Raw genomic sequence first — 25,791 nt, forward strand, 5'->3', positions numbered from 1 at the left:
CCCGCGCGGATTCATAAGTCATTGAGAACTGGCCGGCTTCAGCCCAGTGGTCGCAAGTGCCGAGTACAGACAATGCCGCGAACGCCCCTGCCGCTTTGCATCGTACAGCGCCTGATCCGCTGCATTCAGCAGCTCTGCCGCATCCGGCGTGCCAAATTGCGTGGACAAGGCCGTTCCGATGCTAGCTGAAATCTTACACTGGGCACCCTGAAACATCATGGGTTGGCATAGCCTGCTGATCAGGCGCCCCGCTATGTCAGACAGGACACTTTCGTCGACCAGACCTTTAAAAATGATAACAAACTCATCACCACCGATCCGGGCGACCGTGTCCTCAGTTCGTGTTTCTTCCTCCATAATGCATGCGGCCTGTTGCAACACAAAGTCCCCCGCCGCATGGCCAAGGCGGTCGTTGACACTTTTGAAGAAATCCAAGTCCAGATGCATAAGCGCAAAAGCGCAATTGGCCGAGATCAAGTGGCCGAGAACCACATCCATCGCACGGCGGTTTTTCAACCCCGTCAACATGTCTGTCACAGCCTGTTCTTCAGCGGCCAGCATAGCTCCCTGCAGTCGCAGGTTCAGTGAGCGCGATGCCTCCATCGCGGCCGTTTTCGCCTCAACCAGGTACAGCAGTTCGATCGCCAGATCTGTGCCAGAGAAATCCGCGCTGGTCAGGGCATAGTCACGAACTGCGTCCAGGATAGAAATCCCAAAGGACAGGTTAATGATTGCCCCGTTCCCTTTTGGCAAAGGCGCGATCAGCCCCGTCAGCGCGGTCCGAGGCTCGTCGTGAAATTTCAAATGCACCTTGTTACCGGTCAGAGATAACAGCGTGGAAATCGTTGTTATTGTTCGCGGTCGCACAAGTTCAAAAACGTCCAGTAAATCGCGCCCCTGCATCGGATGGTCCGGACGAAGCTTTTGCAGCGTTGGTCCTGCGTTTACGATCATGCCTTTGTCGTCCACCATCACGAACATGGGGCACAACGTGTCCAAAAGAGCTGAGAGTTCAGAGGTTTGCATCATGTTTTGCGTGCCCCCAGATCGAAATGACGCCCTTCGGCGAACGCGCTTTCGATCAGAACGATCGTGATGACCTCAGCGTCGGCCTGCTGCCCTTCATGCGACAGCATGGCCAATGCTCCATAATCGTCTGCAATTGCCCGTAATACGCCGACCATCACGCTGGAATAGCCTGGCAGACCGGGGTAGCAGTACAAGTGATATTCTGCCGGTGACACCTCACACAACTCCAGCATTGGCAGACGCAGATCGGATACTGCAAGGCGGGCACGATCCGATAAGTCATCCAGCGAGTGCAGGAATTCGACATATGTCACACCGCCGAACCGAAGCAGTCGGCGCAAATCTTCCATATTGTGGTGTGACACCAGATAGGTTCCAAGATCCTCCAGTATCTCGGCCCGTGGACGATTCAGGTCAGCACATAACACGTCCAAAACCTGCGCGGTCATGGCGTCGTCATAAAGCAGCATTGCCTCAAACTCGGCAAAACCCAGGCCCGCAGCCTCGGTCACCCGCAGCCAGCAGGGTTGTCCATAAGTCGCGCAAACAAATGATTGTATTGCCCGATTGATCAGACCATGCATGAGATGCCCCAAATTGGTTACGCCCCAATCTGGACAGATAATCCTTAACAAATAGCCAAAAAACACGTTGCGGTGATGGCAATCCGACAGAGTCTCAATCTGGAAGTCACTGTTGTTACATTAGAAATCCGTCGGCGCGCCACCCTCGGCCTTTCGGCGGGCAACAAAGTCCTCCAACTCCTCGCGAATCCCGTCATCTATCGGCGGGGGCTCAAAGCTGGTTACGATTTCCTTGAACATGTGGTGGGCGCGCTCAGCGGTCCAGATGCCGCCAGCCACGTCCCAACCTTCATAGTTTTTCCAATCGCTCAGGAACGGCTGATAAAACGCGGTCGTGTAACGGTCCTGGGTGTGCTGAATACCAAAGAAATGGCCATCGTTCCCAACAGACTTGATAGCATCCAGCGCGATTTCATCTGGGCCTGTTGCTGTGATCTCGGGCTGCATGTATCGCTGGATTTGCTGCAGAATTTCACAATCCATAATGAATTTTTCGGGGCTCGCAATCAGCCCGCCCTCAAGCCATCCGGCCGCGTGATACACCATGTTGGTACCCGACTGCACAGCAGCCCAAAGTGAGTTCGACGTCTCCCAAACAGCTTGCCCATCGGGTACGTTCGCCGCACACACGCCCGAAGACCGCATCGGCAAACCATAGTATCTTGCCATTTGGCCGGTCATCTGGGTTGAGCGCATATATTCGGGCGTTCCAAATGCAGGTGCGCCGGATTTCATGTCAACGTTGGAGGTGAACGTCCCGATAACACAGGGAATTCCCGGCCGGACATATTGGAACAGCGCAATTGCGCACAACGCCTCGGCCAAGGATTGCGCAACCGCACCGGCCATCGTAACGGGCGCCATCGCACCGGCCAATGTGAACGGTGTCACGACAATTGCTTGCCCGCGCCGCGCAAGACGCAGGCAGCCGTCAATCATCGGATGGTCGTGTTTCAACGGTGAGGTCGAGTTGATGTTGGTATACATCCGCGGGGTCGCTTCGAACTCTTCATGGCTGTGACCTCCAGCGATCCGCACCATCTCCATCACGTCCTCAACGCGTTCCTTACCCAGCGAATAGGCATGCATCGCCTTGTCGGTCAGCGTCAGCTTGTCATAGAGCACGTCCAGATGTCGGACGCTGGCGTGGATATCGACCGGCTCGACCGGATAGCCCCCCGCAAAGTGAATGCAGTTGAAGTACTGCGTCAGCTTCAGCAAATTCCGGCACATCTCGCGATTTCCGGCCACCTTGGTACCAATCTCAAGATCCCAGTAGTTCGGAGGAGAAGACACGTTCCCGAACAACAGGGTTTTGCCACCAACTTCAATCGTCTTGTCAGGATTTCGCGGCGTGATCGTGAACTTTGATGGCGCTTTGGCCACCATTTCCATCACAAAGTCACGACCCATGCGAACGTTGTCGCCATTGATCGTACAGCCTGCCTCTTTCAGGATGCCAAGGGCTTCTTCGTTGTAGAACTCGATCCCGATCTCTTCGAGGATGCGCATGGCCCCCTCGTGGATCGCTTCGATTCCAGCTTGGTCCAGCGGTTCGGTGGGTTTGTCGGTATTGATCGGCGGGTTCCACGGCATTTGGTCGATCACCGCGCTGCCCCTGCGCGCTGCCGCACCTGCCCGTCCCCCTCCGCGCCGTTTGCGAGTCTGTGTGTCAGCCATTGGATCCCTCCGGAACTTGCTTTCTTCAAGCAAGCCCTGAAGTCGGCCCAGTGGCCGCTCTGTCTGCGACAAGGTTTGTCGGTTTTATTACTTGGACAGTCGAATTCAGCCGAAGCTGGATCAGTTTTCTGCCAGCCAGGCGGGAATGTGACCGATGTCCGGCAGCACGACATCTGCCATCGGAGCAAGCGCCTTGGCCGGCGCCAACCCCGTCAGCACACCGATTGTGATCATCCCCGCCGCTCGCCCGGCCTGAAGATCATGCAGGCTGTCCCCCACCATCGCCACCCGCGACGGGTCGACACCAACATGGGTTGCAAAGGCAATCAATTGCCCGGGCCCGGGTTTGAACCCATGGCCGCTGTCGTAGCCAGCAACAAAATCAAAGTGGTCGCGAATCCCGACTGAGGCGAGATGTTGCAGCGCTGGCATTTCCCCGTCGTTCGTGGCCACGCCCAGCTTTAGGCCCGCCTGCCGCAAAGCATCGAGGAAGGGAACCAGCGGAACAGCCGGGGCCTGTGTCGCCGTCGCCGATTCCGTGTTCAGAATGTCAATCAGCTCATCGCTGGGCATATCCGGGAAGTAGGGTGCAAGGGCTTCGGCGATCTCCTCGACGGTCCCCGCAATCACGATGCTGTCGTCGGCATATTCTTCCGAAACCGGATCAAACCCGATGGCCCGGCCCAGTTCGGCAGCCCGTTTTTGGTCGCCATCTGACAACTTTTCCAACACGCTGCGCCCGAAACCACCCCATGTGTCCGCAAAGTCAAACAATGTTCCGTCCTTGTCGAACAAGATCGCATCGATGGGCATTACATGTTCCTGTCAGTGAATTGAATCAGGTCCAGTGAACGTCGCCACCAGACAAAACAGCCCGCGCCTGACCCGGCAGGTCATAGGGCACGGAATTGGCGTCACAAAAGGCGATCACCCACGAATCGTCAAGCATCAAGAATTCAAGAACCGAACTCAGGAACTCCGACTCTGATGCGCGAACCCGCAAGTCCTCGGTGGATGCACCCGTCGAGCCCAAAAAGATCGGCAGCAATTCGTCATTCCTGACCAGCCAGCCCAGGACGTTCAGGGCAAGCGTTTCGGCGGATTGGGCGGTGATCGGCATAAAGAGGCCTCGAATATGCATTTGGAAAGGGTTTGTTAACCAGACTCATAAACACTTTGGCAACGCATGCAATCAACGGTGACAGATATGTCCGTGCAGGGAACCATCCTTGTCCTCGACGGGACTTCGACCAATCGCATTATGCTAAAAGTTCAGCTGACGGCGGCGTGGTATCACGTGGTTCAGGCTGAAAAGCTGCAGGGGCTGGCCGGGCTGCTAAGTCGCACACGCCCCGATCTGGTGCTGGTGGCACAAACGCTGCCCGATGGCTCAGCTGCGGACGTCAAAAGACTGGTGATGGCGAATCCGGAACTGGCCGATGTACCGGTCGTTGCAATCGCGCCGCAGAACGACAAGGCGGCAAGGTTACAGGCATTGTCAGATGGGTTGGACGACGTGTTGGCAGCCCCGTTCAAGGACACCCTGCTTCTGGCGCGAATTCGCAGTCTGCTGCGCGCGCGCGCAGATACGCAAGAGCTTCAGCTGGGCGGCGGATCACATCCAGTCGGATTTGCAGAACCCGCGACCGTGCTGATTACGCCGTCGAAATCGGCCCATGTGGCCATACTGACCCAAAGCGCCCGGATCGGGACATTGTGGAAATCCGCGTTGTCCGAGAAATCGCATCACAGCCTAAGCACACATGCAGCTTCGAACATGCGTGCTTTGCTGTCAGGGCCAGTGCCAGACGCGATCCTAATCGAAATAGATACGACGGCCGCGGGCCTGAATACGTTGGCGGACCTGAAGTCACGCGGGGCAACTCGGCATACCGTATTGATCGCCGTCTTGGCCGATGAAAATGCGACAATGGCGAGCGAGGCGCTGGATCGTGGCGCTGACGCCGTGTGTATGGGGGGGTTCTACGTCGAAGAGGTGCAACTACATCTGGATAACCAGATCACGCGAAAGGCCCGAATGGACCAAATGCGCGCCTCATTAAAGCGCGGGCTGGCCGAGTCGTGGGTCGACCCCCTGACTGGGTTGCACAACCGTCGCTATGCTATGCAAGCTATGGATAAGTTGGCACGACAACCATCGCAAACCGGTCACGGTTTCGTTGTCATGTTGGCAGACCTGGATCATTTCAAAACCATCAACGACCGTTTTGGGCATGTCAGCGGCGACCAGGTTTTGACCGAGGCCGCAAAGCGCATGAAGCGCACGGTTGGCGCGGCGGGTTTTGTCGCGCGCATCGGGGGAGAGGAGTTTATGATAGGTCTGCCTGACAGCTCTCAGGCTGGGGCGATGGATCTGGCTAAAACCTTGCGCGACTGTATCAGCAAGACACCATTTTCTCTGCCCGATACCACAGCCCCCGTGCCAGTCACCATCAGCATCGGCCTGACGGCACCGATCCCGCCCCTGCCCCCTGGTGACCCGGTGGAGCGGTTGCTGAAATCCGCCGATACTGCGCTTTATGCAGCCAAGAAGGCTGGTCGCAATCAAGTAAGGATCAGACAGAGCGCTGCCTGAAACCCTCAGTCCTTTTTCTTGTGGCCACGCGGGCCGCGTTTAACGACCTCTTCCAGCCGGTCGGCATAGACCAGACGCTCTTCATCGCTCATGGCTTCTACCCGAGCCAACCACTCTTGCTGCAGGGCATTCTGCAGGTCCGCCATAGACTGCGCTTGCTGGTCTAGCAGGGCTTGAACCGCCGCAGCGTCAAAGGGGCTTGCCCGCAAAGCAGTGCTGAGTTGGGCAAAATCCTGGGATCGGTTGTGTGTCCCCTTTTTGTGTCGGTCGAACAGCTCGCCCCGCATGGCTTTACGCTCTTCCTTTGGCAGCGCACGATACAGCGCCGAACCAAAGCCTGGCGGAGATTTTGCATGATCCCCACCTTTGACTCGCAGTGCGGTCCCCAGGGCAACGCCGACGATCAGCAGGTTCAGGGCCAGCGAGATGACCAGTAGAACCGACATCCAGCGGTTTTTGGGTTTGGGGCTATCGCTCATTCGGCGTCCTCCAGAAAACTCGTATCCAGACTTAGGTCAGCGACCACGAAACTAACATCCTGCGCGTAAATGTAATTGGCGGGATCAGGCAAAAACGCCGGTGCTGAAAAGCCGATCCAGACGCCCGCCATACTGGCGGCAACCAAACCGCCCATTCCCTGCCAGCCGCCAAACCCGGCCAGCAGGCGCGCCCACAGAGAGTTTGTCTTTGGCTCATCTGGCTTCAGGCGACCCAGCCGAACAGATTCCGCGTCGGTGAGAATGCGCACAGCCAGATCATCCGGCAAGTCTTGCCGATCCTGCCGGGCTTGGGCGAACAACAGATCCAGATTGTCTTTGTCGTCAGTCATCGTCGTACCCCAGTTCATCACGTCGCCCGGCCAGAATCGCCGCTAACGACCGTTTTCCTCGTGCCGTAAGGCTTTCCACCGCTTCCACCGAAATACCCATGATCCCAGCGATTTCAGGGTTGGGCAATTCCTCAATATGCCGCAAAACAACAGCTTGTCGTTGACGCTCCGGCAGTTGTGATAGTGCCATTTGCAGGGCATCCTTTCGGGCTGCGTCCTGCAGACGATCGGCCGCACTGGCCTTTTCATCTGCTGGCTCTGGCACATCCGCCAGTAGGTCCGGCGTCTTTTTGCGGCGCAGATCAACACACAGATTTAGCGTCACGCGATAGAGCCATGTCGATACTTTGGCCTGACCGGGCACCCAATCGGGTGCCATCTGCCACAGGCGCATCATCGCATCTTGTGTCACATCTTCAGCCTCGGCGCGATTGCCCAGAAACCGAAGGGCCACTGATAAGCTGCGCGGCGCAAGCCGATCGGTGAGAACGCGCGCCGCCGCAGCATCGCCATCGGCAAACTGCCTGAGCAACACATCGTCGCCCAATTCGTCCGCGGCGTAATCCACGCCGCGAACGTATTGTGGAGCAGAGGTCAGGTCCTCCATCCCGCATCAGCTGTCGTCAGAGTCCGCTTTCCCATGTTTCTTGTGGCGCTTTCCCATTCTGTCTTTTGCATCGGCAAATTCTTCTTCCGTGATAGCGCCGTCCTCGTTCGCGTCGATCCGGTCAAACATCTTGTCAGCACGGCGCGGCTTGGGCAACTCGTCCTCGCTCAGAAAACCGTCCTTGTTGGCATCGTTGCGTTCAAACATCTTCGTAACACGGTCGTTGGCCTTCTTTTGACCTGCTGCCTGCATCTCTTCGACGCTCAGCTGGCCGTCGCCATCGGTGTCGGCATTGGTGAAACGCTGATTCCGATGAGCCTGCATTTCTTCCTTGGTCACCTGCCCGTCACCGTTCGCATCGAGCTGTTGAAAGGTCACAGGTTCGCGATCTTTACCCCCTGCGGCGAAAACGGATGTGCCAGTGATTGCCAGTGCTGACACAATGATTGCCGGAATGAATTTGGCGCTTTTCATAACGTTTTTCCCTTGTTTTCGCGGCGCCATTGCCGCTGCTTACATAGGTTCAAACGGGGCAGGCATCCCATTCCGTCGCAGGAAGTGAAACTTTTTTAGAAACGTCTTAGCGATGCAAAGCGACGCACCCCCTTTCCCGAAGCTGCAAACAAGCGTTATATCCTCATCATTGGAACGCGCGAGTATCAACATGACAGATCAGACGATCGAAACCCACGATGTAGAAGACCGCCCGACAAAGCCAGCACTGGTCAAAGGGTTCCGTTGCCGTTGCCCAAATTGCGGCGAGGGCAAACTGCTGCACAGCTACCTCAAGGTTAACAACGAATGTTCGAATTGCGGGCAAGAGCTGTTTCACCATCGCGCCGATGACGGGCCGGCCTATCTGACTATTCTTCTGGTGGGTCACCTGCTGGCACCGGCGCTGCACTTATCTTATGTCCATTGGCGCCCTGAGCCCCTGACGATGTTCCTGGTTTTGGCAATTGGCTGTACTGCCCTGTCACTATTCCTGCTGCCACGATTGAAAGGGGCAGTTGTCGCCTATCAATGGGCTCGTCGCATGCACGGCTTTGGCCAGTCCGCGTGATCTTGAACCGCAAGTTGAGCAACGGATGACGGTGGACAAAACAGCCATACGCGACGCGGCGACAGTCATCGTTTTGCGGGATCGTCTGACCAATCCATCCATCCTGATGGGGCAACGCGGTGCAAAAGCCGCGTTCATGCCGAACAAATTTGTCTTTCCAGGCGGCGCTGTCGATGCGTCTGATGCAGATGTTGCACTGTCAACAGATCTGCCCGCTGTGTGCTGTGATCGCCTTGCGGAGCGGTCACAAGCCGGGCTGCAAAATGCCTTGGCGGCGGCGGCGATCCGAGAGCTTTGGGAAGAAACCGGACTGATTTTGGGCCAACCAGGTGATTGGGCGGGCCCGCGGACCGAAGATTGGGCGACATTTGCGCAGATGGGATACCGCCCATCGGCACAAGCACTTCAGTTCGTTTTTCGTGCCGTCACCCCGCCTGGGCGACCCCGCCGGTTCGATGCACGCTTTTTCCTGGTAGACGCCGCCGCAATTCAGGGCGATCTGGATGATTTCAGCCACGCCTCGGACGAGCTGTCACATCTGCAATGGGTGCCGCTGGACCGGGCGCGCGAATTCGACCTGCCGTTCATTACAGAAGTCGTGCTGGCCGAAATCGCCGCTCGGGTGACAGACCCAACGCCACCTGAAACTGTTCCGTTCTTTCTGAACAGTGAGGAGGAAAGCCTTTTCCTCAAACTTCGCGGTTATCCCATGCCAGAAGCAGACTGAGGGCCGGTGGCCCTCAGACACGTTATTTCATGCGGCTGATTACCGTGGTGACTTCGGGCTTTTTCCCAATCTCGGTCTTTGCTGTTTGGCGAACGATCCGGCGTATTGCTTCTTCCAGTTTGTCATCATCGCGCAGGGTCTTGGCATCGGCCCGCATTAAGAACTGATTCAGGTCTTCTTCCAGAACTTCGACCAATGCAGCCCGGGACGATCCAATCTCGGACAGACCCATCGTATCGCACCACGGCTCGCCCAGTGGTTCGTCCTCTTCGTCCAGAATGACCGTGACAGTGACGTGCCCGTTCAGCGCCATGCGAATCCGGTCACGCACAACCCCATCCAGGGCGCCAACTTTGACCGTGCCGTCCAGATAGGTCCGTCCGGTTTCGACATAATCGACAACCCGTGGCGCATTCCCTGTCAGATCCAGCATGGTTCCGTTTACGGCCAGAATACCGGTACGCCCACCAGCTTCGGCCAGTTTGGCATGCTCGCGCAGGTGACGATGTTCACCGTGCATCGGAATAATCATCTGCGGATCGACCAGCCCGTGTACTTTCTCAAGATCCGGACGGTTGGCGTGACCAGACACATGGTACAGGCCCGCACTGTCATCGACCACATCCACGCCCTTTTCACTGAGCTGGTTCATGATGAAAATCACGCCACGCTCGTTGCCTGGGATGGTTTTGGACGAGAAGAGAAACAGATCGCCCTCTTTCAGTTCCAACCCGCGGTATTTGCCCCGCGCAAGTTGTGCGCTGGCCGCGCGGCGTTCTCCCTGGCTGCCGGTGACGATCAGCATCAGGTTCTGGCGCGGCATGTCCACAGCCTCTTCGGCGCTGACGACGCGTGGAAAGCTGGTCAGAATGCCCGTTTCGGTCGCGGCTTCGATCATCCGGCGCATCGCGCGACCCAGCAGAACGACCGAGCGCCCCGCCCGTTCACCCGCCTCGGCCAGCGTTTTCACACGTGCGACATTCGACGCAAATGTGGTGGCAACAACCATGCCGCTGGCTTCCTCAACCAGCCTGGTGATCTCGGGGCCGACCTCGGATTCCGAACGACCCGCATGGGGGGAAAACACGTTCGTACTGTCACACACCAGCGCTTTGACGCCAGACTTGGCAACCTCAGCCCAGAGATTGGGGTCAAAAGGTTCACCCACGATCGGATTTTCATCCAGCTTGAAGTCGCCGGTATGTACGATCCGCCCCTCTGGCGTGTCGATCACCAGGGCAGCGCTTTCGGGGATCGAATGCGAGACCGGCAGGAAACCCACCTTAAACGGACCAACGGAAATCTGTTCGGGCCAGGCCGATGCAGTATGTACGGCATCCTCGGGGTGTCCGTGCTCTTCCATCTTGCGGCGCGCGATGTTGGCGGTGAAGGCCCGTGCGTAAACAGGCGCACCCAGCGCCTCATAGCAATGCGCCACAGCGCCCACGTGGTCCTCGTGTGCGTGGGTAACGAACACGGCTTCCAGCCGGTCGGCACGTTCGCGCAGCCAAGAAATGTCGGCATGGATCAGGTCAACGCCCGGGGTGGTGTCCATGTCCGGAAATGTCACGCCCAGATCCACAAGGATCAGCCGTTCCTGACCGGGTTTGCCATAGCCGTAGACATAGGCGTTCATGCCAATTTCGCCGGCACCGCCCAGCGGTAGGTAGATCAATCTTTCGCTGCTCATGTCGAGCCATTGTCCTTGTTATAGCGATGTATCACGGTAAGCCCGTGCATCGTCAGATCATCTTCGATTGCGTCAAACCCCACGTCCGCCTGATCGAACAGCGGCGCGAGCCCACCGGTTCCAACGACTTTCATCGGCATTCCGTATTCCGCCTTGATCCGGGAAATCAGCCCCTCGATCAATCCGGAATAGCCCCAATACACGCCGGATTGGATACAGCCAACCGTATTCGTGCCAATCACATTTTCAGGGCGGGTGATATCGATATGCGGCAGGGCAGCCGCACCCTGGTGCAACGCCTCGAGGCTGAGGTTCACGCCCGGCGCAATGATCCCGCCGACATAGGCCCCATCCGCCGCAACCACATCAAAGTTCGTCGCCGTGCCAAAATCCACAACAACCACGTTGCCGCCATGCCGGTCAAACGCAGCCACCGCGTTGGCCAGACGATCCGGGCCGGGCACTGTACCCTCGTCAACACGCGGATTCATCGGCAACAGGCAATCGGGTTTGCCCACGACAAGCGGCCGACACCCAAAGAACCGATCCGCAAAGACCCGCAGGTTGAACACAACGCGCGGCACGGTCGAGGCGATGATCACATCAGTGATTTCAGCCTCGATCCCATAATGTTTCACCAGCGTCGAATACCACGTGAAATAGGCATCCGCCGTGCGCGCATGGTGGGTCGATGTGCGCAGGGTGCACAGAAACCTTTCACCGTCCCAGATCGAGAACACAGTGTTCGTGTTGCCGCAATCAATAGCCAGAAGCATCTGGGCCTCCTTCAGAAAAACACATCCGCCGCCGGAATGCTGACGCGGCCTTTGGCGGTGTTTAGGACAAGATTGCCCGCTGCGTCCACCGTTTCAAAGGTTCCAACCGTTTCCGACGCTGCGGTACGGGCGGTGATGACCTCACCCAACTTGGCAGCCCGGGCCAACCACGCGGTCCGGATCGGTTCGAACCCGTAAGTCACGAATTGGTTCTCGTATCTGGCATAGGCGACAGCCAGTTCGGTCAGAAAATCCTCGGGCGTTACGTTGGCTCCGGCTTCCGATAATAGGGAAACCGGTCGGACGGCGCCGGGTTCTACCTGATCTGCTCCGGGTGCCTCTGACAGGTTCACGCCGATGCCGATGGACAGGTGCGAAACGCCGCGCCCCTGCCCTGTGCTTTCCAACAGGATACCCGCCAGTTTGCCGCCATTAAGCAGTACGTCGTTGGGCCATTTGAGGGACAAGCCTGTCGCCCGACCGGTCACCGCAACGCAGGCGTCAAACAGCGCCAGCGCAGCCACAAAGCTGCGTAGTGCGGCCTGTTCCGGATTTCCCTGTGGCCGCATCAAAAGGGTCGCGGCAAGATTTCCCTTGGGATTTGCCCATGCCCGACCCCGTCGCCCACGCGCCGCCGTTTGGTGATGCGCCATGATCCACACCGGACCGGTCGTGGTCGGGGCCATGCGGGTGGCCTCGTTCAATGTGCTGTCGACCTCTTGCAGCACGTGCAGGCCGTATCCCTGTGGCCAGTCTGTCATGTCAAAAAGGCCCGGTCTGCTGACCGAGCCCCCAAGTTTGCTGTGTTACGCTGATCAATTGACAAGAGTGGCCGCCGCAGCTGCCGCCGCGCCTTCAATACCGAACTGATAGAACACACCCACCAGCATCAACGCAGCCGAGCCCATTAGAGCAACCCACAGAACCGGCGAAGAATGCGTTTCGATCGGGTCGTCGTTTTCAGCTCCGAAATACATGTAGAACACGATCCGCAGATAATAAAACGCGCCGATGACCGAGGCGATGGCTGAGGCGATCACCAGACCGGTCAGGCCCGCGCTTACGCCAGCCTGCCAGACACCGAATTTGGCGAAAAAGCCCAGCATTGGTGGGACACCCGCCAGGCTGAACATCAGGATCAGCACCGCCAGCGCCTTGCCCGGTTCGCGTTTGGAATATTGGCGTAGGGCGTCGATGTCCGTGACCGGTTTGCCGTCTCTCTCCATCATCAGGATGAAAGCGAAAGTGCCGATATTCATCGTCACATAGATGGCCAGATACATCAGCATAGCCTTGATGCCCAACTCGGTTCCCGCAGCCAGCCCGATCAGCGCATAGCCCATATGGGCAATCGACGAAAACGCCATCAGCCGCTTGATGTCACGCTGGCCAATCGCCGCGACCGCACCCAACAGCATCGACAGGACCGAGAGCAAGACGATCACCTGCTGCCAATCCTTGATCACACCACCAAAAGCGTCGTGCATTACGCGTGCGAACAGGGCCATGGCCGCCACTTTCGGCGCTGTGGCAAAGAAAGCGGTGATAGGCGTGGGCGAGCCTTCGTACACATCCGGTGTCCACATATGGAACGGCACAGCGGACACTTTGAACGCTAGACCCGAGATCAGGAACACCAGACCAAACAGCAGGCCAACCGAAATCTCACCATCCTGAACCGTTTGAATGATACCCGAGAACAGCGTGGTGCCTGTGAACCCATAAACCAGCGAGGCGCCGTACAGCAGCAGGCCCGAGCTGAGCGCACCAAGCACGAAGTACTTCAAACCGGCCTCGGTCGATTTGGCACTATCCCGGCGCAGCGCGGCCACGACGTACAGCGACAGTGACTGCAGCTCTAGCCCCATGTACAGCGACATCAGATCGCCAGCACTGACCATCATCATCATACCTACAGCGGCCAGCGCAACCAATAGAGGGAATTCGAACCGCAGCAGATCGCGACGCGCCATGTATTCCTGGCTCATCACCAGAATGGCAGCCGCTGATAGCAGGATCGCCACCTTCGAGAACCTTGCGAACCCGTCATCGACAAACATGCCATTGAACGCGACATTGGTACCATCGCCGTTGGTCGCGATCCAAATCGCCAGCAGCGCCATCAACCCAGCCGTTGTCCAGACCAGCAAAGGTGCCAGCCCGTCTTTCGTCGTGTAGACAGCCGCCAACAGCGCCGCCATCGCATATACGGCCAGAACAATCTCTGGCAGGATTATCGTCAGATCAGCCTGGATCATGTCTCCAAAGCCCCCTTAATGCGATGTGGCTGACTGGGTCGCGGCCTCAGCCGCGGCCAGAGCCATGTCATAGTTCGAAATCAGCGCGGCGGTCGAGTTGCCGATTACATCGGTCACCAGCGACGGGTAGACGCCCAGCAAGATGGTCATCACGATCAGCGGCGCAAAGATCAGCCGCTCGCGCGAGCTCATGTCCGTCATCGCCTTGAGGCTTTCTTTGATCAGATCGCCAAAGACCACCCGACGATACAGCCATAGCGCATAAGCTGCCGAGAAGATTACGCCAGAGGCCGCAACAGCTGTCACCCATGTGTTGACCTGGAAGGTGCCCATCAGTGTAAGGAATTCTCCGATGAATCCACTGGTGCCAGGCAGACCTACATTGGCCATCGTGAACAACATGAAAACCAGCGCATAGGCTGGCATGCGAATGACCAAACCACCGTAAGCCTCGATGTCGCGAGTATGCATCCGGTCATAGATCACGCCAACACACAGGAAGAGCGCAGCCGAGATGAACCCGTGGCTGAGCATCTGGAAGATCGCGCCGTCAATGCCCTGCTGGTTCGCCGCAAAAATACCCATGGTCACAAAGCCCATATGCGCGACTGAGGAATAAGCTATCAGCTTTTTCATGTCTTCCTGCACCAGCGCCACAAGCGAGGTATAGACAACGGCTATCGCTGACATCCACAACACTACATCGGTCATTACTGCCGAGCCCACCGGGAACATCGGCAGGCTGAACCGTAGAAAACCATAGCCGCCCATCTTCAACAGGATCGCCGCCAGAACGACCGACCCGGCGGTCGGCGCCTGAACGTGCGCATCCGGCAACCAGGTGTGTACTGGCCACATCGGCATCTTCACTGCGAATGATGCAAAGAACGCCAGGAACATAAGTGTCTGCATACCGCCGACAATATAGATTCCAAGCACGCTGAACCCTTCGGACGAGAAGTGGTGGCTCATCAGTGCTTCGATATCCGTAGTGCCCGCGTCCGCATACATCGCGACCATCGCGACCAGCATCAGCACTGATCCAAGGAAGGTATAGAGGAAGAACTTGAAACTGGCGTAGATGCGTTCTTTGCCGCCCCAGATGCCGATAATCAGGAACATCGGGATCAGCCCAGCCTCAAAAAACAGGTAGAACAGCACCAGATCCAGCGCCATGAACACGCCCAGCATCAGCGTCTCCAGAAGCAGGAAGGCGATCATGTATTCCTTGACGCGGTCCGTGACATGCCAGCTGGCCAGAATGGTCAGGGGCATGATGAAGGTGGTCAACAAGACAAACAGAACGCTGATACCGTCCACGCCCATCTTGTATTTCAGGCCCAGCAGCCATTCGCCTTCTTCCACCATCTGGAAGCCGGTGTTGGACGGATCAAAACCCGTGTAAATGCCGATCGAGACCAGGAACGTCACCGTGGTAGCCACCAGTGCAACCCATTTGGCATTGCGCTGCGCGGCCACGTCCTCGCCATGCAGGAACAGGGCCAGAATGCCTGCTGCCACGGCGGGGATGAAGGTGACAATGGAGAGGATATTATCCATTAGTGTGCGCCTCCGCCGATCGATATCCAGGTGACAAGGGCAGCGATACCCAGAACCATCCAGAAGGCGTAAGTAAAGATGTAGCCCGTCTGCGCCTTACCTGCGAGGCGGGTAAAGAAGGGCACAACGCCCATCGCCACCCCGTTGAGGAAACCGTCAATGGTGTTGCCGTCACCCCGTTTCCACAGGAACCGGCCGAGCGCGATGGTGGGTTTGACGAAGACCGCGTCATAGATCTCGTCAAAGTACCACTTGTTCAGCAGGAACAGGTACAGAGGACGCTGGTTCTGCGCCAAACGCGTCGGCAGCGATGTGTTCACGATGTAGAACCAGAAGGCCACGATAAAGCCCAAAGCCATGGCGACAAAAGGCGAAACCTTGACCCACTTGGGGGCAGCATGCGCATCGTCCAGAACATGATTGTCCGGCGCGATGTAAATCGCGCCCTCGCCCGGCTCACCCGCGAAGACGTAATGGTGGTCGTCGCCGTGCGCCGCTTTTTCTTCGTGTCCGGCGTCATCACCATGGCTTTCATCCGCGTGCGCCTCATCCGCATGCGTATCGTCTCCATGGGTCGTATCGGCTGTACCGTGATCACTGGCCTCTGCATGCTCGGACGCCTCAGCCACCGGTATACCGTAGAACTTGCCGACCTTGTCTGTGTGACCAAAGAAGTTGCCATACCAGATCATCCCGGCAAACACCGCGCCCAAGGACAGAACACCCAGCGGCACCAGCATGGTCATCGGACTTTCATGCGCGTGCTCATGCGTATGCTTGTCGCCACGCTCTTCGCCATAAAAGGTCAGGAATATCAGACGCCAGCTGTAGAATGACGTGAACGCCGCCGCGATCACCAGCATCCAGAAGGCATATCCGGTGCCGCCGGCAAAAGCGCTTTCGATGATGGCGTCCTTGGACAAGAACCCGGCGAACCCGATTTGGGTCAGCGGGATGCCGACGCCTGTAATCGCTAGGGTGCCGATCATCATCGCCCAGAATGTATAGGGGATCTTCTTCCGCAGGCCGCCGTATTCGGTCATCTCCTGCTCGTGATGCATCGCGTGGATCACCGAACCTGCGCCAAGGAACAACAGCGCCTTGAAGAAAGCATGGGTCAGCAAGTGGAACATCGCTGCCGAATACATACCAACACCCGCGGCCACGAACATGTAGCCCAACTGAGAACAGGTCGAATAGGCAATGACGCGCTTGATGTCGGTCTGAACCAGGCCAACGGTCGCGGCGAAAAACGCGGTCGAGGCCCCAAGGAAGGTGATGAACCCGGTGGCACCCGGCGCAAATTCCATTAATGGCGACATCCGGCAGATCAGGAACACACCCGCCGTCACCATGGTTGCAGCGTGGATCAGCGCCGAAACAGGCGTCGGGCCTTCCATCGCGTCTGGCAACCAGGTGTGCAGGATCAATTGCGCTGATTTCCCCATCGCGCCGATGAACAGCAGGACGCAGATCACCTCGATTGCGGTCCACTCACCCCACAGGAAGTGCAACTTCTCTTCGGCCAGCGCAGGGGCCGAGGCAAAAATGTCCGAGAAATTGATGCTGTCCGTCAGGAAGAACAACGCGAAGATGCCCAGAGCAAAGCCAAAGTCGCCAACCCGGTTTACGATGAATGCTTTCATCGCCGCCGCATTGGCCGTGGGCTTGCGATAATAGAACCCGATCAGCAGGTAAGAGGCCACACCCACACCTTCCCAGCCAAAGAACATCTGAACCAGATTGTCGGCTGTCACCAACATCAGCATGGCGAAGGTGAAGAACGACAGATAGGCAAAGAAGCGCGGCTTATAGCTCTCGCCCTCGCGCCATTGCGGATCGTGATCCATGTAGCCGAAGGAATAGAGGTGCACGAGCGCCGAAACCGTCGTCACCACGATCAGCATGATCGCGGTCAGACGATCCAGTCGAACGGCCCAGCTTGTCGACAGCGAACCGCTTTCGATCCAGCGCATGATTTCGATCTGCTGGGTCACACCGTCGAACGAGAAGAACACGATCCACGACAGCAGACAGGCCAGGAACAGAAGGCCAGTGGCGGTCCACATGGCGGCTTTCTCGCCAATGAACTTCCAGCCGAACCCGCAGATCAGCGCGCCCACCAGCGGGGCAAAGAGGATGGTGGTTTCCATGTTCTCTTACCCCTTCATCATATTGACGTCTTCAACCGCGATGGTGCCACGGTTGCGGAAGAAGCAGACCAGAATGGCCAGCCCGATCGCGGCCTCGGCCGCCGCCACGGTCAGCACGAACAGCGTAAACACCTGCCCGACCAGATCGCCGAGAAAGCTGGAAAACGCCACGAGGTTGATATTCACCGCCAGCAGCATCAGTTCGATGCTCATCAGCAGGATGATGACGTTCTTGCGGTTCAGGAAGAGACCGAAGATGCCGATGACGAACAGCGTCGCCGCGACTGTAAGATAGTGTTCAAGTCCGATCATCGTCTTAAAGCCCCTGCCCCGGTTTTACGTCCTTCAACTCCATCGCCTTGGCCGGGTCGCGCATCATCTGGCCGACGATGTCCTGACGCTTGATGTCCTTGCGGTGGCGCAGCGTCAGAACGATGGCGCCGATCATGGCCACCAGCAGGATCAGGCCCGCCAGTTGGAACAGAAGGAAGTATTGATCATAAAGGATAACACCTAGGGCCTCGGTGTTGTGACGGTCAGCCGGGACCGGTTGCGCTAAGTTGGCCGCTGCACCCTGCGCGCTGTCCCAAGCCCCGAAGGCCATGACGAACTGCATCAGGATGATCAGACCAATCAGCAGGGCCAGCGGCATATAGCGCGCCATCTCGGCCTTGAGCTCGGCAAAGTCAACATCCAGCATCATCACCACAAACAGGAACAGCACCGCGACCGCGCCGACATAGACGATGATCAGCAGCATCGCCACGAACTCGGCCCCCAGCAGCACGAACAGCCCCGCCGCTGACAGGAACGACAGGATCAGCCATAGCACCGAGTGCACCGGCTGACGGCTGATCACCGTGAACAGCCCGCCGGTGATGGCGCTGATTGCAAACAGGTAGAAGGCAAAGACGGTCATTGATCCTCATCCTCGTTGTCGCCCATGACCTCTTGCGCCAGTTCCAACGCGCGGGTCATAGCCGGGATGCCGGCAAAGACCGACATCTGACCGATCGTTTCCACGATCTCTTGTTTCTTTGCGCCCGCCTCCAGTGCATGGCGCACGGTCTGCCTTACGGCCGCATCCGCCTGCGCGCCCTGACAGGTCAGCCCGGCCAGCGTCAGCAGCAGGCGCGTCTTGGCATCCAACCCGTCCTTGTTGACAGTGTTGCCGAACATCATCTCCATGACCTCTTTGGGCATGGTCGGCCACAGCGCTTCGAACCCTTTGGGCGAGAAATTCTCCATCGCCGGGTTCATCGCCTTGGCCATGTCCTGAGCCTGCTTCATCATTAGGTCGAACGGATTTGTAGGATTATCAGTCATTGGGGGCGCAACCAGTATGCTGTCCACGTCGCAAAGACGAGAATATATAAAAGGACGTCCAATCCCGGCTTTTTGAATTTCGAAAGCACTAGATCAGCGGCAAAGTACAAAGTGCAAAGGAGAATCCCACCAACGAACGCATCGAAGGGCCTATCGAAACCCATGTACCAATTAAGACCAGAGAACAGCGAAAATCCCGCAATTATTGCAAGATAGAATTTTCGCCTGGACAAGAGCACATTCATCATCGGTACGGCGCGTCCATTTCCAGATTGCGGGCGATCTCGGCTTCCCAGCGTTCGCCGTTATCCAGCAGTTTTTCCTTGTCGTAAAACAGCTCTTCGCGGGTTTCGGTGGCGAATTCGAAATTCGGACCTTCGACAATGGCATCGACCGGGCAGGCCTCCTGACAGAAGCCGCAATAGATACACTTGGTCATGTCGATGTCATATCGCGTGGTGCGGCGGCTGCCGTCTTCGCGTGGTTCGGCGTCGATGGTGATCGCCTGCGCCGGGCAGATCGCCTCGCACAGCTTGCAGGCAATGCAGCGTTCTTCGCCGTTAGGATAACGGCGCAAGGCGTGCTCACCGCGGAAACGCGGGGACAGAGGGCCCTTTTCGTGCGGGTAGTTGATGGTGGCTTTCGGGCCGAAGAAATACTTCAGCCCCAGCTTCATGCCGACCCAGAAGTCCTGAAGCAGAAAGTATTTGGCAGCGCGGGTGTAGTCTATGTTTGCCATATCAGCCTCCTACGCTCCAACGCGCAAACGCGCCCCAGAACCAATCGAATTTTGCCGCGAAGGCCACGAAGACCACCCAGGCCAGCGAGAACGGCAGAAATACTTTCCAGCCCAGACGCATCAGCTGGTCATAGCGGTAGCGAGGGGTGATCGCCTTGACCATCGCAAAGAGGAAGAAGAAGAACGCCATCTTGGCGACCATCCACAGCACGCCATCCGGCAGGCCCGGGATCGGTGACAGCCAGCCGCCGAAGAACAGCAGCGTGGTCAGCGCGCACATCAGGAAGATCGCGATATACTCGCCGGCCATGAACAGCAGGAAGGGCGTGGCCGAGTATTCGACCTGATAACCGGCGACCAATTCCGACTCCGCCTCGGGCAGGTCAAACGGAGGCCGGTTGGTTTCCGCTAGCGCCGAGATGAAGAACAGAAAGACCATCGGGAAATGCGGCAGCCAGTACCAGCTGAAGAACCCGAACCGGCCATCTTGCGCCTCGACAATGTGGCCGAAGTTCATGGAACCGGTTGAGATGATAACACCGATGATAATCAGGCCAATGGAAACTTCATAAGAAATCATCTGAGCCGCAGAGCGCAATGATCCAAGGAAAGGGTACTTTGAGTTCGAGGCCCAACCGCCCATAATCACGCCATAAACTTCCAGTGAGGACACGGCAAAGACATACAGGATTGCGACATTGATATCCGACAACACCCAGCCATCATTGAACGGGATCACGGCCCAGGCGATCATCGCCAATACGAATGAGGTCAGCGGAGCGAGGATGAACACTGTGCGGTCGGCCCCGGCGGGTATGACCACCTCTTTTACCACGTACTTCAGGGCGTCAGCCACCGATTGCAGCAGTCCATAGACGCCAACCACGTTGGGGCCGCGGCGCATTTGGACGGCGGCCCAGATCTTGCGGTCGCCGTAAACAAGGAACAACAGCGAAATCATCACGAAGGCAACAACTGCAAGCACTTGCGCCAGAATGATGATGGCTATTCCGCCTGGGGTGCTAAAGAAATCAGCCATTGGTCCTCACACCGTGGGTATTCAATTTTTCGCGGGTGATGATCAGGCCAAGTGCCTGCGCATCTTGCGGTTGGGTCGGCGCATAGGTGTAAACAGCATCCACAGCCATAGCGCTACCTTTTTCATTGCGTTTCATGCGCAGTTCCCTGGTGCCCGCACCGCAAGCGATGTTGGCTTCTGAAAGCGATATGAAACGGGTCTGGTTCATTCTGCCGCAATCTTCCCGGTATTCCGAGACTGCGCCTGAGCAGAAAGCTCGGCCATCAACTGCGACGCCCGTGCAATCGGGTTGGTCAGATAAAAATCCCTGATCACATTGCGGAACGTCGCCTGACCCAGAGGGCCGGCATCCAACGGCTGGACCTCATTCTCGATCACGTGGTCGATCTGGGCCAGATGCGGGACAGCTTCGATCAACGCTGTGCGCAGTTGCGCCAGCGAGTCGAAAGGCAACGTAGCGCCCAGCTGTGCCGACAAAGCCCGCAAGATGGCCCAATTCTCTTTCGCCTCACCCGGGGCGAACCCGGCACGCATCGCCAGTTGCGGGCGGCCTTCTGTGTTCACGAACAACCCGTTTTCCTCGGTATACGCGGCACCAGGAAGGATCACATCGGCACGGTGCGCGCCACGATCACCATGGCTGCCCTGATAGATCACAAAGGCCCCTTCGCCGATTTCAACCTCATCTGCGCCGAGGTTGTAGATCACGTCAGCCGCACTAACCGCATCCATTCCGCCTTCGTTGGTGGCATCCACATCCATCGCCCCCACGCGAGACGCAGCGCTGTGCAGGATCAGCAATCCACTTTCGGTATTGGCTGCAATCGTTTGCGCGGCGGCCAGCACAGCTGCGCCGTCGGCTTCAAGCAGCGCGCCCTGCCCGACGATGACCAGCGAGGCTTTGCCCTTGATCTCAACATCGCCGCCCATATCGACAACCTTTTGCAACGCCGCGCGGTCGTCGCCCATATGGTGATACGCGTAGGTCAGATCGGCCGCTGGCCCAACCAAGGCCACCTCAGTCCCATGTGCCCAGGCCTTTCGGATACGCGCGTTCAAAACCGGAGCTTCGTCGCGCGGGTTCGTTCCGATCAGCAGAATACGCTCGGCTGTGTCGATATCCTCAATCGCGGCCGTCCCGGCATAGGCACCGCGATTTCCCGCAGGCAGCTTGGCCCCATCGGTTCGGCATTCAACAACACCGCCCTGCCCTTCGATCAATTGCTTCAGCGCGAACGCGGCCTCGACCGGAGCGAGATCACCTACGATACCCGCCGGCTTTTCGGCCTCTTTCAGCGCCTCGGCAACTTTGGTCAGCGCCTCGGGCCACGAGGCCGGGCGTAGCTTGCCGTTTTCGCGCACGTAAGGTTTGTCCAAACGCTGACGACGCAGGCCATCCCAAACGAACCGGGTCTTGTCGCTGATCCATTCTTCGTTCACGCCGTCATGGTTGCGCGGCAGGAAACGCATGACCTCGCGCCCCTTGGTGTCCACACGGATATTGGCCCCCAGCGCATCCATGACGTCTATGGATTCAGTCTTGGTCAACTCCCACGGGCGGGCGGTAAAGGCGTAAGGCTTGGAAGTCAGCGCCCCAACCGGGCAAAGGTCGATGATGTTGCCCTGCAAGTTCGAATTCAGCGTCTCGTTCAGATAGGACGTGATCTCGGCATCTTCGCCACGCCCGGTCTGGCCCATCTGCGTGATCCCGGCGACCTCGGTCGTGAACCGCACGCAGCGGGTGCAGCTGATGCAGCGGGTCATCGCGGTTCCGACCAGCGGCCCCAGATCCAGATCGTCTACGGCGCGCTTGGCTTCCTTGAAGCGCGAGCCCGACACACCGTACGCCATCGCCTGATCCTGCAGGTCACACTCCCCACCCTGATCACAGATCGGGCAGTCCAGCGGGTGGTTGATAAGCAGGAACTCCATCACCCCTTCGCGCGCTTTCTTGACCATGGGCGAGTTCGTCTTGACCTCTGGCGGCTGACCTTCCGGTCCCGGGCGCAGATCGCGTACCTGCATCGCACACGACGCCGCAGGTTTGGGCGGGCCGCCAACAACTTCGACCAGACACATCCGGCAATTCCCGGCAATCGACAGACGCTCGTGATAGCAAAAGCGCGGCACCTCGACCCCGGCCTGCTCACAGGCCTGGATTAGGGTCATCGCACCATCGACTTCGATTTCCTGCCCGTCGATATTGACTTTGCGGAGGTCAGACATGGTCTAGTTCACCCTCAAATAAACGCCGATGGCGCTGTTTCTTTCGATCTCTGCCTGCCCCAACGTGCAGAAAGATTTGGGATTGTCATAAGACACACCGTTCGCGGCCAGGTACGCCTCGCCTTTGGCACGCATCCGGTCCTTTTCGGCATCCGATTCCACGTAAGCGCGGATTTCGCCGTCCGAATACCCCATACTGTTCGCCTTGGACTTGAGCCCCCACATCACGCCAATCGCCTTCAGCCTGCGCCCGCTGATCGACGGGCAGTAATCCGAAATCTCGTTTGCGATAGCGATGTAATAGAGTTCGTCGTCAATCCCTTTGACTTCCCGCAAGGGCGGTTTGGCGTCGGCCATAGCCGGGATAGCCAGAACAGACAGCACAATAAGCAGTTTCACACCAGACATGACAAATCCTTTCGTCTTGGACAGGCCAAAACGATCCAGGACTGGCGCGCTATTCAATAACACGCCCTGCGTCACGCTCTGATATGCGAAAAACCGGTTCATGGTCGCTGGCAGGTTCCTGCAAAGGTCAATTTATTGTCGGTGATGCGCAAATTCTGCGGTTCGGTGTCGGGTCCGACTTTCCAGTTGATTTTAGAAGTCCCAAAGGCGTCGATACAGAATTTGGTTCCTTCGTGCCGCCCCGCTTCGCGCGCGCCATCCAAAGACGCGGACACGCCGTTCACCACAACCGTAAAATCCGTCGGAGCGTTCCTTTTGTCGACGGCCTTCGCTTTGGCCCGGAAGGCTTTGCCATCAAAGAGGATTCGGTCACTGGACGACGTGCCGCAGGCCGAGACAAAAACTGCAGCACCCAAGGCGGCGGTCAGTACCACACGTCCCATCCTGAATTTTGATCCAGTCAACGGATAAGTACCTTTCTTTTCCATTAGAACGCCGCCACCAATGCCATGAAGCCCATCACAACCATACAGGCCCATCCGACAACGTAGGATACCGATCGAACGCCGCTGTGCGGTTGTCCAATACCACGCATGTGAATAACCAACATGACGATGCGCGCAATCAGAGCGACCGATGCCAATAGGTTCACCCAGAACGGGCTGACCCCAAGCAACATGGCCGCGACTGTGACAGCGATATAGGCCGGCAGCGTCTCGGTCCCGTTCAGATAAGCCCGGTTCAGGCGATACGCCTTGTCCGAATAGTCCTGTTCCGGCGTTGCCCCGGGGGCCAGGCCCTTGCCCTGTTTGGCCAGCGCGGAAAACGGCGCAAGCGCCAGAATGATCAACGTAAAGACCACGAGGGATGCGATTGCATGTGAATACTCAGCAAAAGATTCCATTAGTTCAACTCCCTGATCTCAACTTGGTTTGGGTTTGATCCGATATCATGCAACTTGATCACTCCGCCGCCATCGCGCCCATACGGCCCGATTTCTGGGCCTTGATACGATCCTCGATTTCCTCACGGAAATTGCGGATCAGGCCCTGGATTGGCCAGGCGGCCGCATCGCCCAACGCACAGATCGTGTGGCCTTCGACCTGCTTGGTCACGTCAAACAACATGTCGATCTCTTCCAGTTCGGCCTCACCCCGCACCAGACGGTCCATCACGCGCATCATCCAGCCGGTGCCTTCGCGGCAAGGAGTACACTGACCACAGCTTTCATGTTTGTAGAACTTCGACAAACGCCAGATCGCTTTGATGATGTCCGTAGACTTATCCATCACGATTACAGCCGCCGTCCCCAGACCAGACCCCAGATCATTGCGCAAATGGTCGAAATCCATGATGGCCTCGCGCATGTCTTCACCGCGCACACAAGGCACCGAAGAACCACCGGGGATCACCGCCAGCAGGTTGTCCCATCCGCCGCGAATGCCGCCACAATGGGTTTCGATCAGTTGCTCAAACGGGATCGACATCGCCTCTTCAACCACGCAGGGGTTATTTACGTGGCCCGAGATCGCAAACAGCTTGGTGCCCGCATTGTTCTGGCGGCCAAATCCAGCAAACCAATCCGCACCACGGCGCAGAATGGTCGGCACAACGGCGATGGATTCCACGTTGTTCACCGTGGTCGGGCAGCCGTAAAGCCCCGCCCCCGCCGGGAACGGAGGTTTCATGCGCGGCATGCCCTTCTTGCCCTCAAGGCTTTCGATCAGGGCTGTTTCCTCACCGCAGATATACGCCCCGGCCCCGTGATGCAGAAACAGGTCGAAATCCCAACCCGAACCGGCGGCGTTTTTGCCCAGCAATCCGGCATCATAGGCCTCATCAATCGCGGCTTGCAGTGCCTCGCGCTCGCGGATGTACTCACCACGCAGGTAGATATAGCAGGTATGTGCATTCATCGCGAAAGACGCGATCAGGCAGCCTTCGATCAGCGTATGCGGATCGTGGCGCATAATCTCACGGTCTTTGCAAGTCCCGGGCTCGGATTCGTCCGCGTTCACCACCAGATAGGCCGGACGACCGTCGCTTTCCTTGGGCATGAACGACCATTTCAGACCGGTGGGAAAACCCGCACCGCCGCGACCGCGCAGGCCCGAGTCCTTCATCGTCTGGATGATCCAGTCACGCCCGTTCCCAATCAGGCCAGCTGTGCCGTCCCAATGCCCGCGGGTCTGCGCGCCTTTCAGCGTACGCTCATGCATCCCGTAGATATTGGTAAAGATCCTGTCCTGATCCTTCAGCATCATGTCTTACCTTCAGCTGTCCTGACGCATGCGCCAGAGTTGAAAAATGTTCACGCCCGCATAGATGAAACCCGCCAAAGCGGCGAAATCAAACAGCAGCGCATAGCGCCCGGGCAATCCCAGTGCCGGGCCGATGAACAACGAAATGGCAAGCCACAACAGCATGGTCACCGCGATGACCACCCCGATATGTCGGCCCTTGCGGGCCATGGCCTGTTCTTTTTCTTTGTCCATCTCACC

The 25,791-nt window shown here is 57.7% G+C and carries 30 protein-coding genes; 3 read left to right on the top strand and 27 right to left on the bottom strand.

The window, feature by feature from the left end; all coding sequences use genetic code 11:
* Positions 1–18: 18 nt before the first annotated feature.
* The 5 genes from AC2FJE_RS06315 to AC2FJE_RS06335 all read right to left on the bottom strand — a co-directional run bounded on the left by AC2FJE_RS06315 (position 19) and on the right by AC2FJE_RS06335 (position 4,413).
* The gene (locus AC2FJE_RS06315) at positions 19–1,029 is read right to left on the bottom strand and encodes a diguanylate cyclase domain-containing protein (RefSeq protein WP_496754885.1); all 1,011 of its coding nucleotides are present in this window, start codon (positions 1,027–1,029) and stop codon (positions 19–21) included.
* Positions 1,026–1,613 carry a heme NO-binding domain-containing protein gene (locus AC2FJE_RS06320; protein ID WP_496760790.1) on the bottom strand — a complete coding sequence of 196 codons (588 nt, stop codon included), beginning with the start codon at positions 1,611–1,613 and terminating at the stop codon, positions 1,026–1,028. The genes AC2FJE_RS06315 and AC2FJE_RS06320 overlap by 4 nt, the downstream gene beginning before the upstream one ends.
* 120 nt (positions 1,614–1,733) lie before the next feature.
* Positions 1,734–3,293, bottom strand: a complete 1,560-nt coding sequence (locus AC2FJE_RS06325; protein ID WP_282119200.1) for a trimethylamine methyltransferase family protein — start codon at positions 3,291–3,293, stop codon at positions 1,734–1,736.
* A 120-nt stretch (positions 3,294–3,413) separates the two neighbouring features.
* Positions 3,414–4,106 (bottom strand): HAD family hydrolase, encoded by a 693-nt coding sequence (locus tag AC2FJE_RS06330; protein WP_496754889.1) that lies wholly within the window; start codon positions 4,104–4,106, stop codon positions 3,414–3,416.
* 25 nt (positions 4,107–4,131) lie between these two features.
* On the bottom strand, positions 4,132–4,413 hold the full coding sequence (locus tag AC2FJE_RS06335; protein WP_496754892.1) for a DUF3572 domain-containing protein: 282 nt from the start codon (positions 4,411–4,413) through the stop codon (positions 4,132–4,134).
* A gap of 87 nt (positions 4,414–4,500) precedes the next feature.
* Here AC2FJE_RS06335 and AC2FJE_RS06340 point away from each other — a divergent pair, with 87 nt between their 5' ends.
* Entirely contained in the window at positions 4,501–5,889 is a 1,389-nt protein-coding gene (locus tag AC2FJE_RS06340; RefSeq protein WP_496760791.1) for a diguanylate cyclase, read from the top strand.
* A gap of 5 nt (positions 5,890–5,894) precedes the next feature.
* Here the strand turns inward: AC2FJE_RS06340 and AC2FJE_RS06345 are convergent, their stop codons facing one another.
* From AC2FJE_RS06345 to AC2FJE_RS06360, 4 genes are read right to left on the bottom strand one after another with little or no spacing between them, the layout of a single operon-like run.
* Complete coding sequence (locus AC2FJE_RS06345) at positions 5,895–6,368, bottom strand: periplasmic heavy metal sensor (RefSeq protein ID WP_496704542.1); 474 nt, start codon at positions 6,366–6,368, stop codon at positions 5,895–5,897.
* Positions 6,365–6,718 carry a hypothetical protein gene (locus AC2FJE_RS06350; RefSeq protein ID WP_496704544.1) on the bottom strand — a complete coding sequence of 118 codons (354 nt, stop codon included), beginning with the start codon at positions 6,716–6,718 and terminating at the stop codon, positions 6,365–6,367. Before AC2FJE_RS06350 ends, AC2FJE_RS06345 begins: the two co-directional genes overlap by 4 nt.
* The gene (locus AC2FJE_RS06355; RefSeq protein WP_496760792.1) at positions 6,711–7,325 is read right to left on the bottom strand and encodes an RNA polymerase sigma factor; all 615 of its coding nucleotides are present in this window, start codon (positions 7,323–7,325) and stop codon (positions 6,711–6,713) included. The genes AC2FJE_RS06350 and AC2FJE_RS06355 overlap by 8 nt, the downstream gene beginning before the upstream one ends.
* Before the next feature lie 6 nt (positions 7,326–7,331).
* A complete protein-coding gene (locus tag AC2FJE_RS06360; RefSeq protein WP_496760793.1) occupies positions 7,332–7,799 on the bottom strand; it encodes an EF-hand domain-containing protein in 468 nt (155 codons plus the stop codon).
* Positions 7,800–7,989: 190 nt separating this feature from the next.
* On the opposite strand from AC2FJE_RS06360, the gene AC2FJE_RS06365 reads away from it, so the two are divergent.
* Entirely contained in the window at positions 7,990–8,388 is a 399-nt protein-coding gene (locus tag AC2FJE_RS06365; protein WP_058279642.1) for a DUF983 domain-containing protein, read from the top strand.
* Positions 8,389–8,413: 25 nt separating this feature from the next.
* On the top strand, positions 8,414–9,115 hold the full coding sequence (locus tag AC2FJE_RS06370; RefSeq protein WP_058279673.1) for an NUDIX hydrolase: 702 nt from the start codon (positions 8,414–8,416) through the stop codon (positions 9,113–9,115).
* A 22-nt stretch (positions 9,116–9,137) separates the two neighbouring features.
* Here the strand turns inward: AC2FJE_RS06370 and AC2FJE_RS06375 are convergent, their stop codons facing one another.
* The 18 genes from AC2FJE_RS06375 to AC2FJE_RS06460 form a co-directional block, all read right to left on the bottom strand.
* A complete protein-coding gene (locus tag AC2FJE_RS06375; RefSeq protein ID WP_058274410.1) occupies positions 9,138–10,805 on the bottom strand; it encodes a ribonuclease J in 1,668 nt (555 codons plus the stop codon).
* Positions 10,802–11,581, bottom strand: coding sequence for a type III pantothenate kinase (locus AC2FJE_RS06380; RefSeq protein WP_058274409.1), 780 nt, complete (start codon positions 11,579–11,581; stop codon positions 10,802–10,804). The genes AC2FJE_RS06375 and AC2FJE_RS06380 overlap by 4 nt, the downstream gene beginning before the upstream one ends.
* Before the next feature lie 11 nt (positions 11,582–11,592).
* Positions 11,593–12,342, bottom strand: coding sequence for a biotin--[acetyl-CoA-carboxylase] ligase (locus tag AC2FJE_RS06385; protein ID WP_282119193.1), 750 nt, complete (start codon positions 12,340–12,342; stop codon positions 11,593–11,595).
* Positions 12,343–12,396: 54 nt separating this feature from the next.
* On the bottom strand, positions 12,397–13,839 hold the full coding sequence (nuoN, locus tag AC2FJE_RS06390) for an NADH-quinone oxidoreductase subunit NuoN (RefSeq protein WP_058279639.1): 1,443 nt from the start codon (positions 13,837–13,839) through the stop codon (positions 12,397–12,399).
* A 15-nt stretch (positions 13,840–13,854) separates the two neighbouring features.
* Positions 13,855–15,399 (bottom strand): NADH-quinone oxidoreductase subunit M, encoded by a 1,545-nt coding sequence (locus AC2FJE_RS06395; protein WP_496754901.1) that lies wholly within the window; start codon positions 15,397–15,399, stop codon positions 13,855–13,857.
* The gene (gene nuoL / locus AC2FJE_RS06400; RefSeq protein ID WP_496754903.1) at positions 15,399–17,552 is read right to left on the bottom strand and encodes an NADH-quinone oxidoreductase subunit L; all 2,154 of its coding nucleotides are present in this window, start codon (positions 17,550–17,552) and stop codon (positions 15,399–15,401) included. The genes AC2FJE_RS06395 and nuoL overlap by 1 nt, the downstream gene beginning before the upstream one ends.
* Positions 17,553–17,558: 6 nt before the next feature.
* Entirely contained in the window at positions 17,559–17,864 is a 306-nt protein-coding gene (gene nuoK, locus AC2FJE_RS06405; protein WP_005984024.1) for an NADH-quinone oxidoreductase subunit NuoK, read from the bottom strand.
* A gap of 4 nt (positions 17,865–17,868) precedes the next feature.
* Entirely contained in the window at positions 17,869–18,471 is a 603-nt protein-coding gene (locus AC2FJE_RS06410) for an NADH-quinone oxidoreductase subunit J (protein ID WP_282168776.1), read from the bottom strand.
* A complete protein-coding gene (locus AC2FJE_RS06415; RefSeq protein ID WP_496695810.1) occupies positions 18,468–18,878 on the bottom strand; it encodes a carboxymuconolactone decarboxylase family protein in 411 nt (136 codons plus the stop codon). The genes AC2FJE_RS06410 and AC2FJE_RS06415 overlap by 4 nt, the downstream gene beginning before the upstream one ends.
* A 244-nt stretch (positions 18,879–19,122) precedes the next feature.
* Entirely contained in the window at positions 19,123–19,617 is a 495-nt protein-coding gene (gene nuoI, locus AC2FJE_RS06420) for an NADH-quinone oxidoreductase subunit NuoI (RefSeq protein WP_496695812.1), read from the bottom strand.
* Position 19,618: 1 nt separating this feature from the next.
* Positions 19,619–20,656: an NADH-quinone oxidoreductase subunit NuoH gene (gene nuoH, locus AC2FJE_RS06425; RefSeq protein WP_496754905.1), complete on the bottom strand. Its 1,038-nt coding sequence runs from the start codon at positions 20,654–20,656 to the stop codon at positions 19,619–19,621.
* Positions 20,649–20,864 (bottom strand): hypothetical protein, encoded by a 216-nt coding sequence (locus AC2FJE_RS06430; RefSeq protein ID WP_108861577.1) that lies wholly within the window; start codon positions 20,862–20,864, stop codon positions 20,649–20,651. The genes nuoH and AC2FJE_RS06430 overlap by 8 nt, the downstream gene beginning before the upstream one ends.
* The gene (nuoG, locus tag AC2FJE_RS06435; protein ID WP_496754907.1) at positions 20,861–22,882 is read right to left on the bottom strand and encodes an NADH-quinone oxidoreductase subunit NuoG; all 2,022 of its coding nucleotides are present in this window, start codon (positions 22,880–22,882) and stop codon (positions 20,861–20,863) included. Before nuoG ends, AC2FJE_RS06430 begins: the two co-directional genes overlap by 4 nt.
* A gap of 3 nt (positions 22,883–22,885) precedes the next feature.
* Complete coding sequence (locus AC2FJE_RS06440) at positions 22,886–23,392, bottom strand: DUF5333 domain-containing protein (protein WP_496754909.1); 507 nt, start codon at positions 23,390–23,392, stop codon at positions 22,886–22,888.
* Positions 23,389–23,778 (bottom strand): hypothetical protein, encoded by a 390-nt coding sequence (locus AC2FJE_RS06445; RefSeq protein ID WP_282119184.1) that lies wholly within the window; start codon positions 23,776–23,778, stop codon positions 23,389–23,391. The genes AC2FJE_RS06440 and AC2FJE_RS06445 overlap by 4 nt, the downstream gene beginning before the upstream one ends.
* Positions 23,778–24,194 (bottom strand): MAPEG family protein, encoded by a 417-nt coding sequence (locus AC2FJE_RS06450; protein WP_282168782.1) that lies wholly within the window; start codon positions 24,192–24,194, stop codon positions 23,778–23,780. The genes AC2FJE_RS06445 and AC2FJE_RS06450 overlap by 1 nt, the downstream gene beginning before the upstream one ends.
* A gap of 58 nt (positions 24,195–24,252) precedes the next feature.
* Positions 24,253–25,551, bottom strand: coding sequence for an NADH-quinone oxidoreductase subunit NuoF (gene nuoF, locus AC2FJE_RS06455; protein ID WP_496754911.1), 1,299 nt, complete (start codon positions 25,549–25,551; stop codon positions 24,253–24,255).
* Between the two features lie 12 nt (positions 25,552–25,563).
* Positions 25,564–25,785: a DUF5337 domain-containing protein gene (locus tag AC2FJE_RS06460; protein WP_058274396.1), complete on the bottom strand. Its 222-nt coding sequence runs from the start codon at positions 25,783–25,785 to the stop codon at positions 25,564–25,566.
* Positions 25,786–25,791 lie beyond the last annotated feature (6 nt).

The sequence above is a fragment of the Ruegeria sp. CDSC002 genome, from assembly GCF_059610905.1.

Bases quoted from the DNA above. Each gene is read 5' to 3' on its own strand.
- AC2FJE_RS06315 (WP_496754885.1), bottom strand. From the start codon at position 1,029: ATGATGCAAACCTCTGAACTCTCAGCTCTTTTGGACACGTTGTGCCCC.
- AC2FJE_RS06320 (WP_496760790.1), bottom strand. From the start codon at position 1,613: ATGCATGGTCTGATCAATCGGGCAATACAATCATTTGTTTGCGCGACT.
- AC2FJE_RS06325 (WP_282119200.1), bottom strand. From the start codon at position 3,293: ATGGCTGACACACAGACTCGCAAACGGCGCGGAGGGGGACGGGCAGGT.
- AC2FJE_RS06330 (WP_496754889.1), bottom strand. From the start codon at position 4,106: ATGCCCATCGATGCGATCTTGTTCGACAAGGACGGAACATTGTTTGAC.
- AC2FJE_RS06335 (WP_496754892.1), bottom strand. From the start codon at position 4,413: ATGCCGATCACCGCCCAATCCGCCGAAACGCTTGCCCTGAACGTCCTG.
- AC2FJE_RS06340 (WP_496760791.1), top strand. From the start codon at position 4,501: ATGTCCGTGCAGGGAACCATCCTTGTCCTCGACGGGACTTCGACCAAT.
- AC2FJE_RS06345 (WP_496704542.1), bottom strand. From the start codon at position 6,368: ATGAGCGATAGCCCCAAACCCAAAAACCGCTGGATGTCGGTTCTACTG.
- AC2FJE_RS06350 (WP_496704544.1), bottom strand. From the start codon at position 6,718: ATGACTGACGACAAAGACAATCTGGATCTGTTGTTCGCCCAAGCCCGG.
- AC2FJE_RS06355 (WP_496760792.1), bottom strand. From the start codon at position 7,325: ATGGAGGACCTGACCTCTGCTCCACAATACGTTCGCGGCGTGGATTAC.
- AC2FJE_RS06360 (WP_496760793.1), bottom strand. From the start codon at position 7,799: ATGAAAAGCGCCAAATTCATTCCGGCAATCATTGTGTCAGCACTGGCA.
- AC2FJE_RS06365 (WP_058279642.1), top strand. From the start codon at position 7,990: ATGACAGATCAGACGATCGAAACCCACGATGTAGAAGACCGCCCGACA.
- AC2FJE_RS06370 (WP_058279673.1), top strand. From the start codon at position 8,414: ATGACGGTGGACAAAACAGCCATACGCGACGCGGCGACAGTCATCGTT.
- AC2FJE_RS06375 (WP_058274410.1), bottom strand. From the start codon at position 10,805: ATGAGCAGCGAAAGATTGATCTACCTACCGCTGGGCGGTGCCGGCGAA.
- AC2FJE_RS06380 (WP_058274409.1), bottom strand. From the start codon at position 11,581: ATGCTTCTGGCTATTGATTGCGGCAACACGAACACTGTGTTCTCGATC.
- AC2FJE_RS06385 (WP_282119193.1), bottom strand. From the start codon at position 12,342: ATGACAGACTGGCCACAGGGATACGGCCTGCACGTGCTGCAAGAGGTC.
- nuoN (WP_058279639.1), bottom strand. From the start codon at position 13,839: ATGATCCAGGCTGATCTGACGATAATCCTGCCAGAGATTGTTCTGGCC.
- AC2FJE_RS06395 (WP_496754901.1), bottom strand. From the start codon at position 15,399: ATGGATAATATCCTCTCCATTGTCACCTTCATCCCCGCCGTGGCAGCA.
- nuoL (WP_496754903.1), bottom strand. From the start codon at position 17,552: ATGGAAACCACCATCCTCTTTGCCCCGCTGGTGGGCGCGCTGATCTGC.
- nuoK (WP_005984024.1), bottom strand. From the start codon at position 17,864: ATGATCGGACTTGAACACTATCTTACAGTCGCGGCGACGCTGTTCGTC.
- AC2FJE_RS06410 (WP_282168776.1), bottom strand. From the start codon at position 18,471: ATGACCGTCTTTGCCTTCTACCTGTTTGCAATCAGCGCCATCACCGGC.
- AC2FJE_RS06415 (WP_496695810.1), bottom strand. From the start codon at position 18,878: ATGACTGATAATCCTACAAATCCGTTCGACCTAATGATGAAGCAGGCT.
- nuoI (WP_496695812.1), bottom strand. From the start codon at position 19,617: ATGGCAAACATAGACTACACCCGCGCTGCCAAATACTTTCTGCTTCAG.
- nuoH (WP_496754905.1), bottom strand. From the start codon at position 20,656: ATGGCTGATTTCTTTAGCACCCCAGGCGGAATAGCCATCATCATTCTG.
- AC2FJE_RS06430 (WP_108861577.1), bottom strand. From the start codon at position 20,864: ATGAACCAGACCCGTTTCATATCGCTTTCAGAAGCCAACATCGCTTGC.
- nuoG (WP_496754907.1), bottom strand. From the start codon at position 22,882: ATGTCTGACCTCCGCAAAGTCAATATCGACGGGCAGGAAATCGAAGTC.
- AC2FJE_RS06440 (WP_496754909.1), bottom strand. From the start codon at position 23,392: ATGAACCGGTTTTTCGCATATCAGAGCGTGACGCAGGGCGTGTTATTG.
- AC2FJE_RS06445 (WP_282119184.1), bottom strand. From the start codon at position 23,778: ATGGAAAAGAAAGGTACTTATCCGTTGACTGGATCAAAATTCAGGATG.
- AC2FJE_RS06450 (WP_282168782.1), bottom strand. From the start codon at position 24,194: ATGGAATCTTTTGCTGAGTATTCACATGCAATCGCATCCCTCGTGGTC.
- nuoF (WP_496754911.1), bottom strand. From the start codon at position 25,551: ATGCTGAAGGATCAGGACAGGATCTTTACCAATATCTACGGGATGCAT.
- AC2FJE_RS06460 (WP_058274396.1), bottom strand. From the start codon at position 25,785: ATGGACAAAGAAAAAGAACAGGCCATGGCCCGCAAGGGCCGACATATC.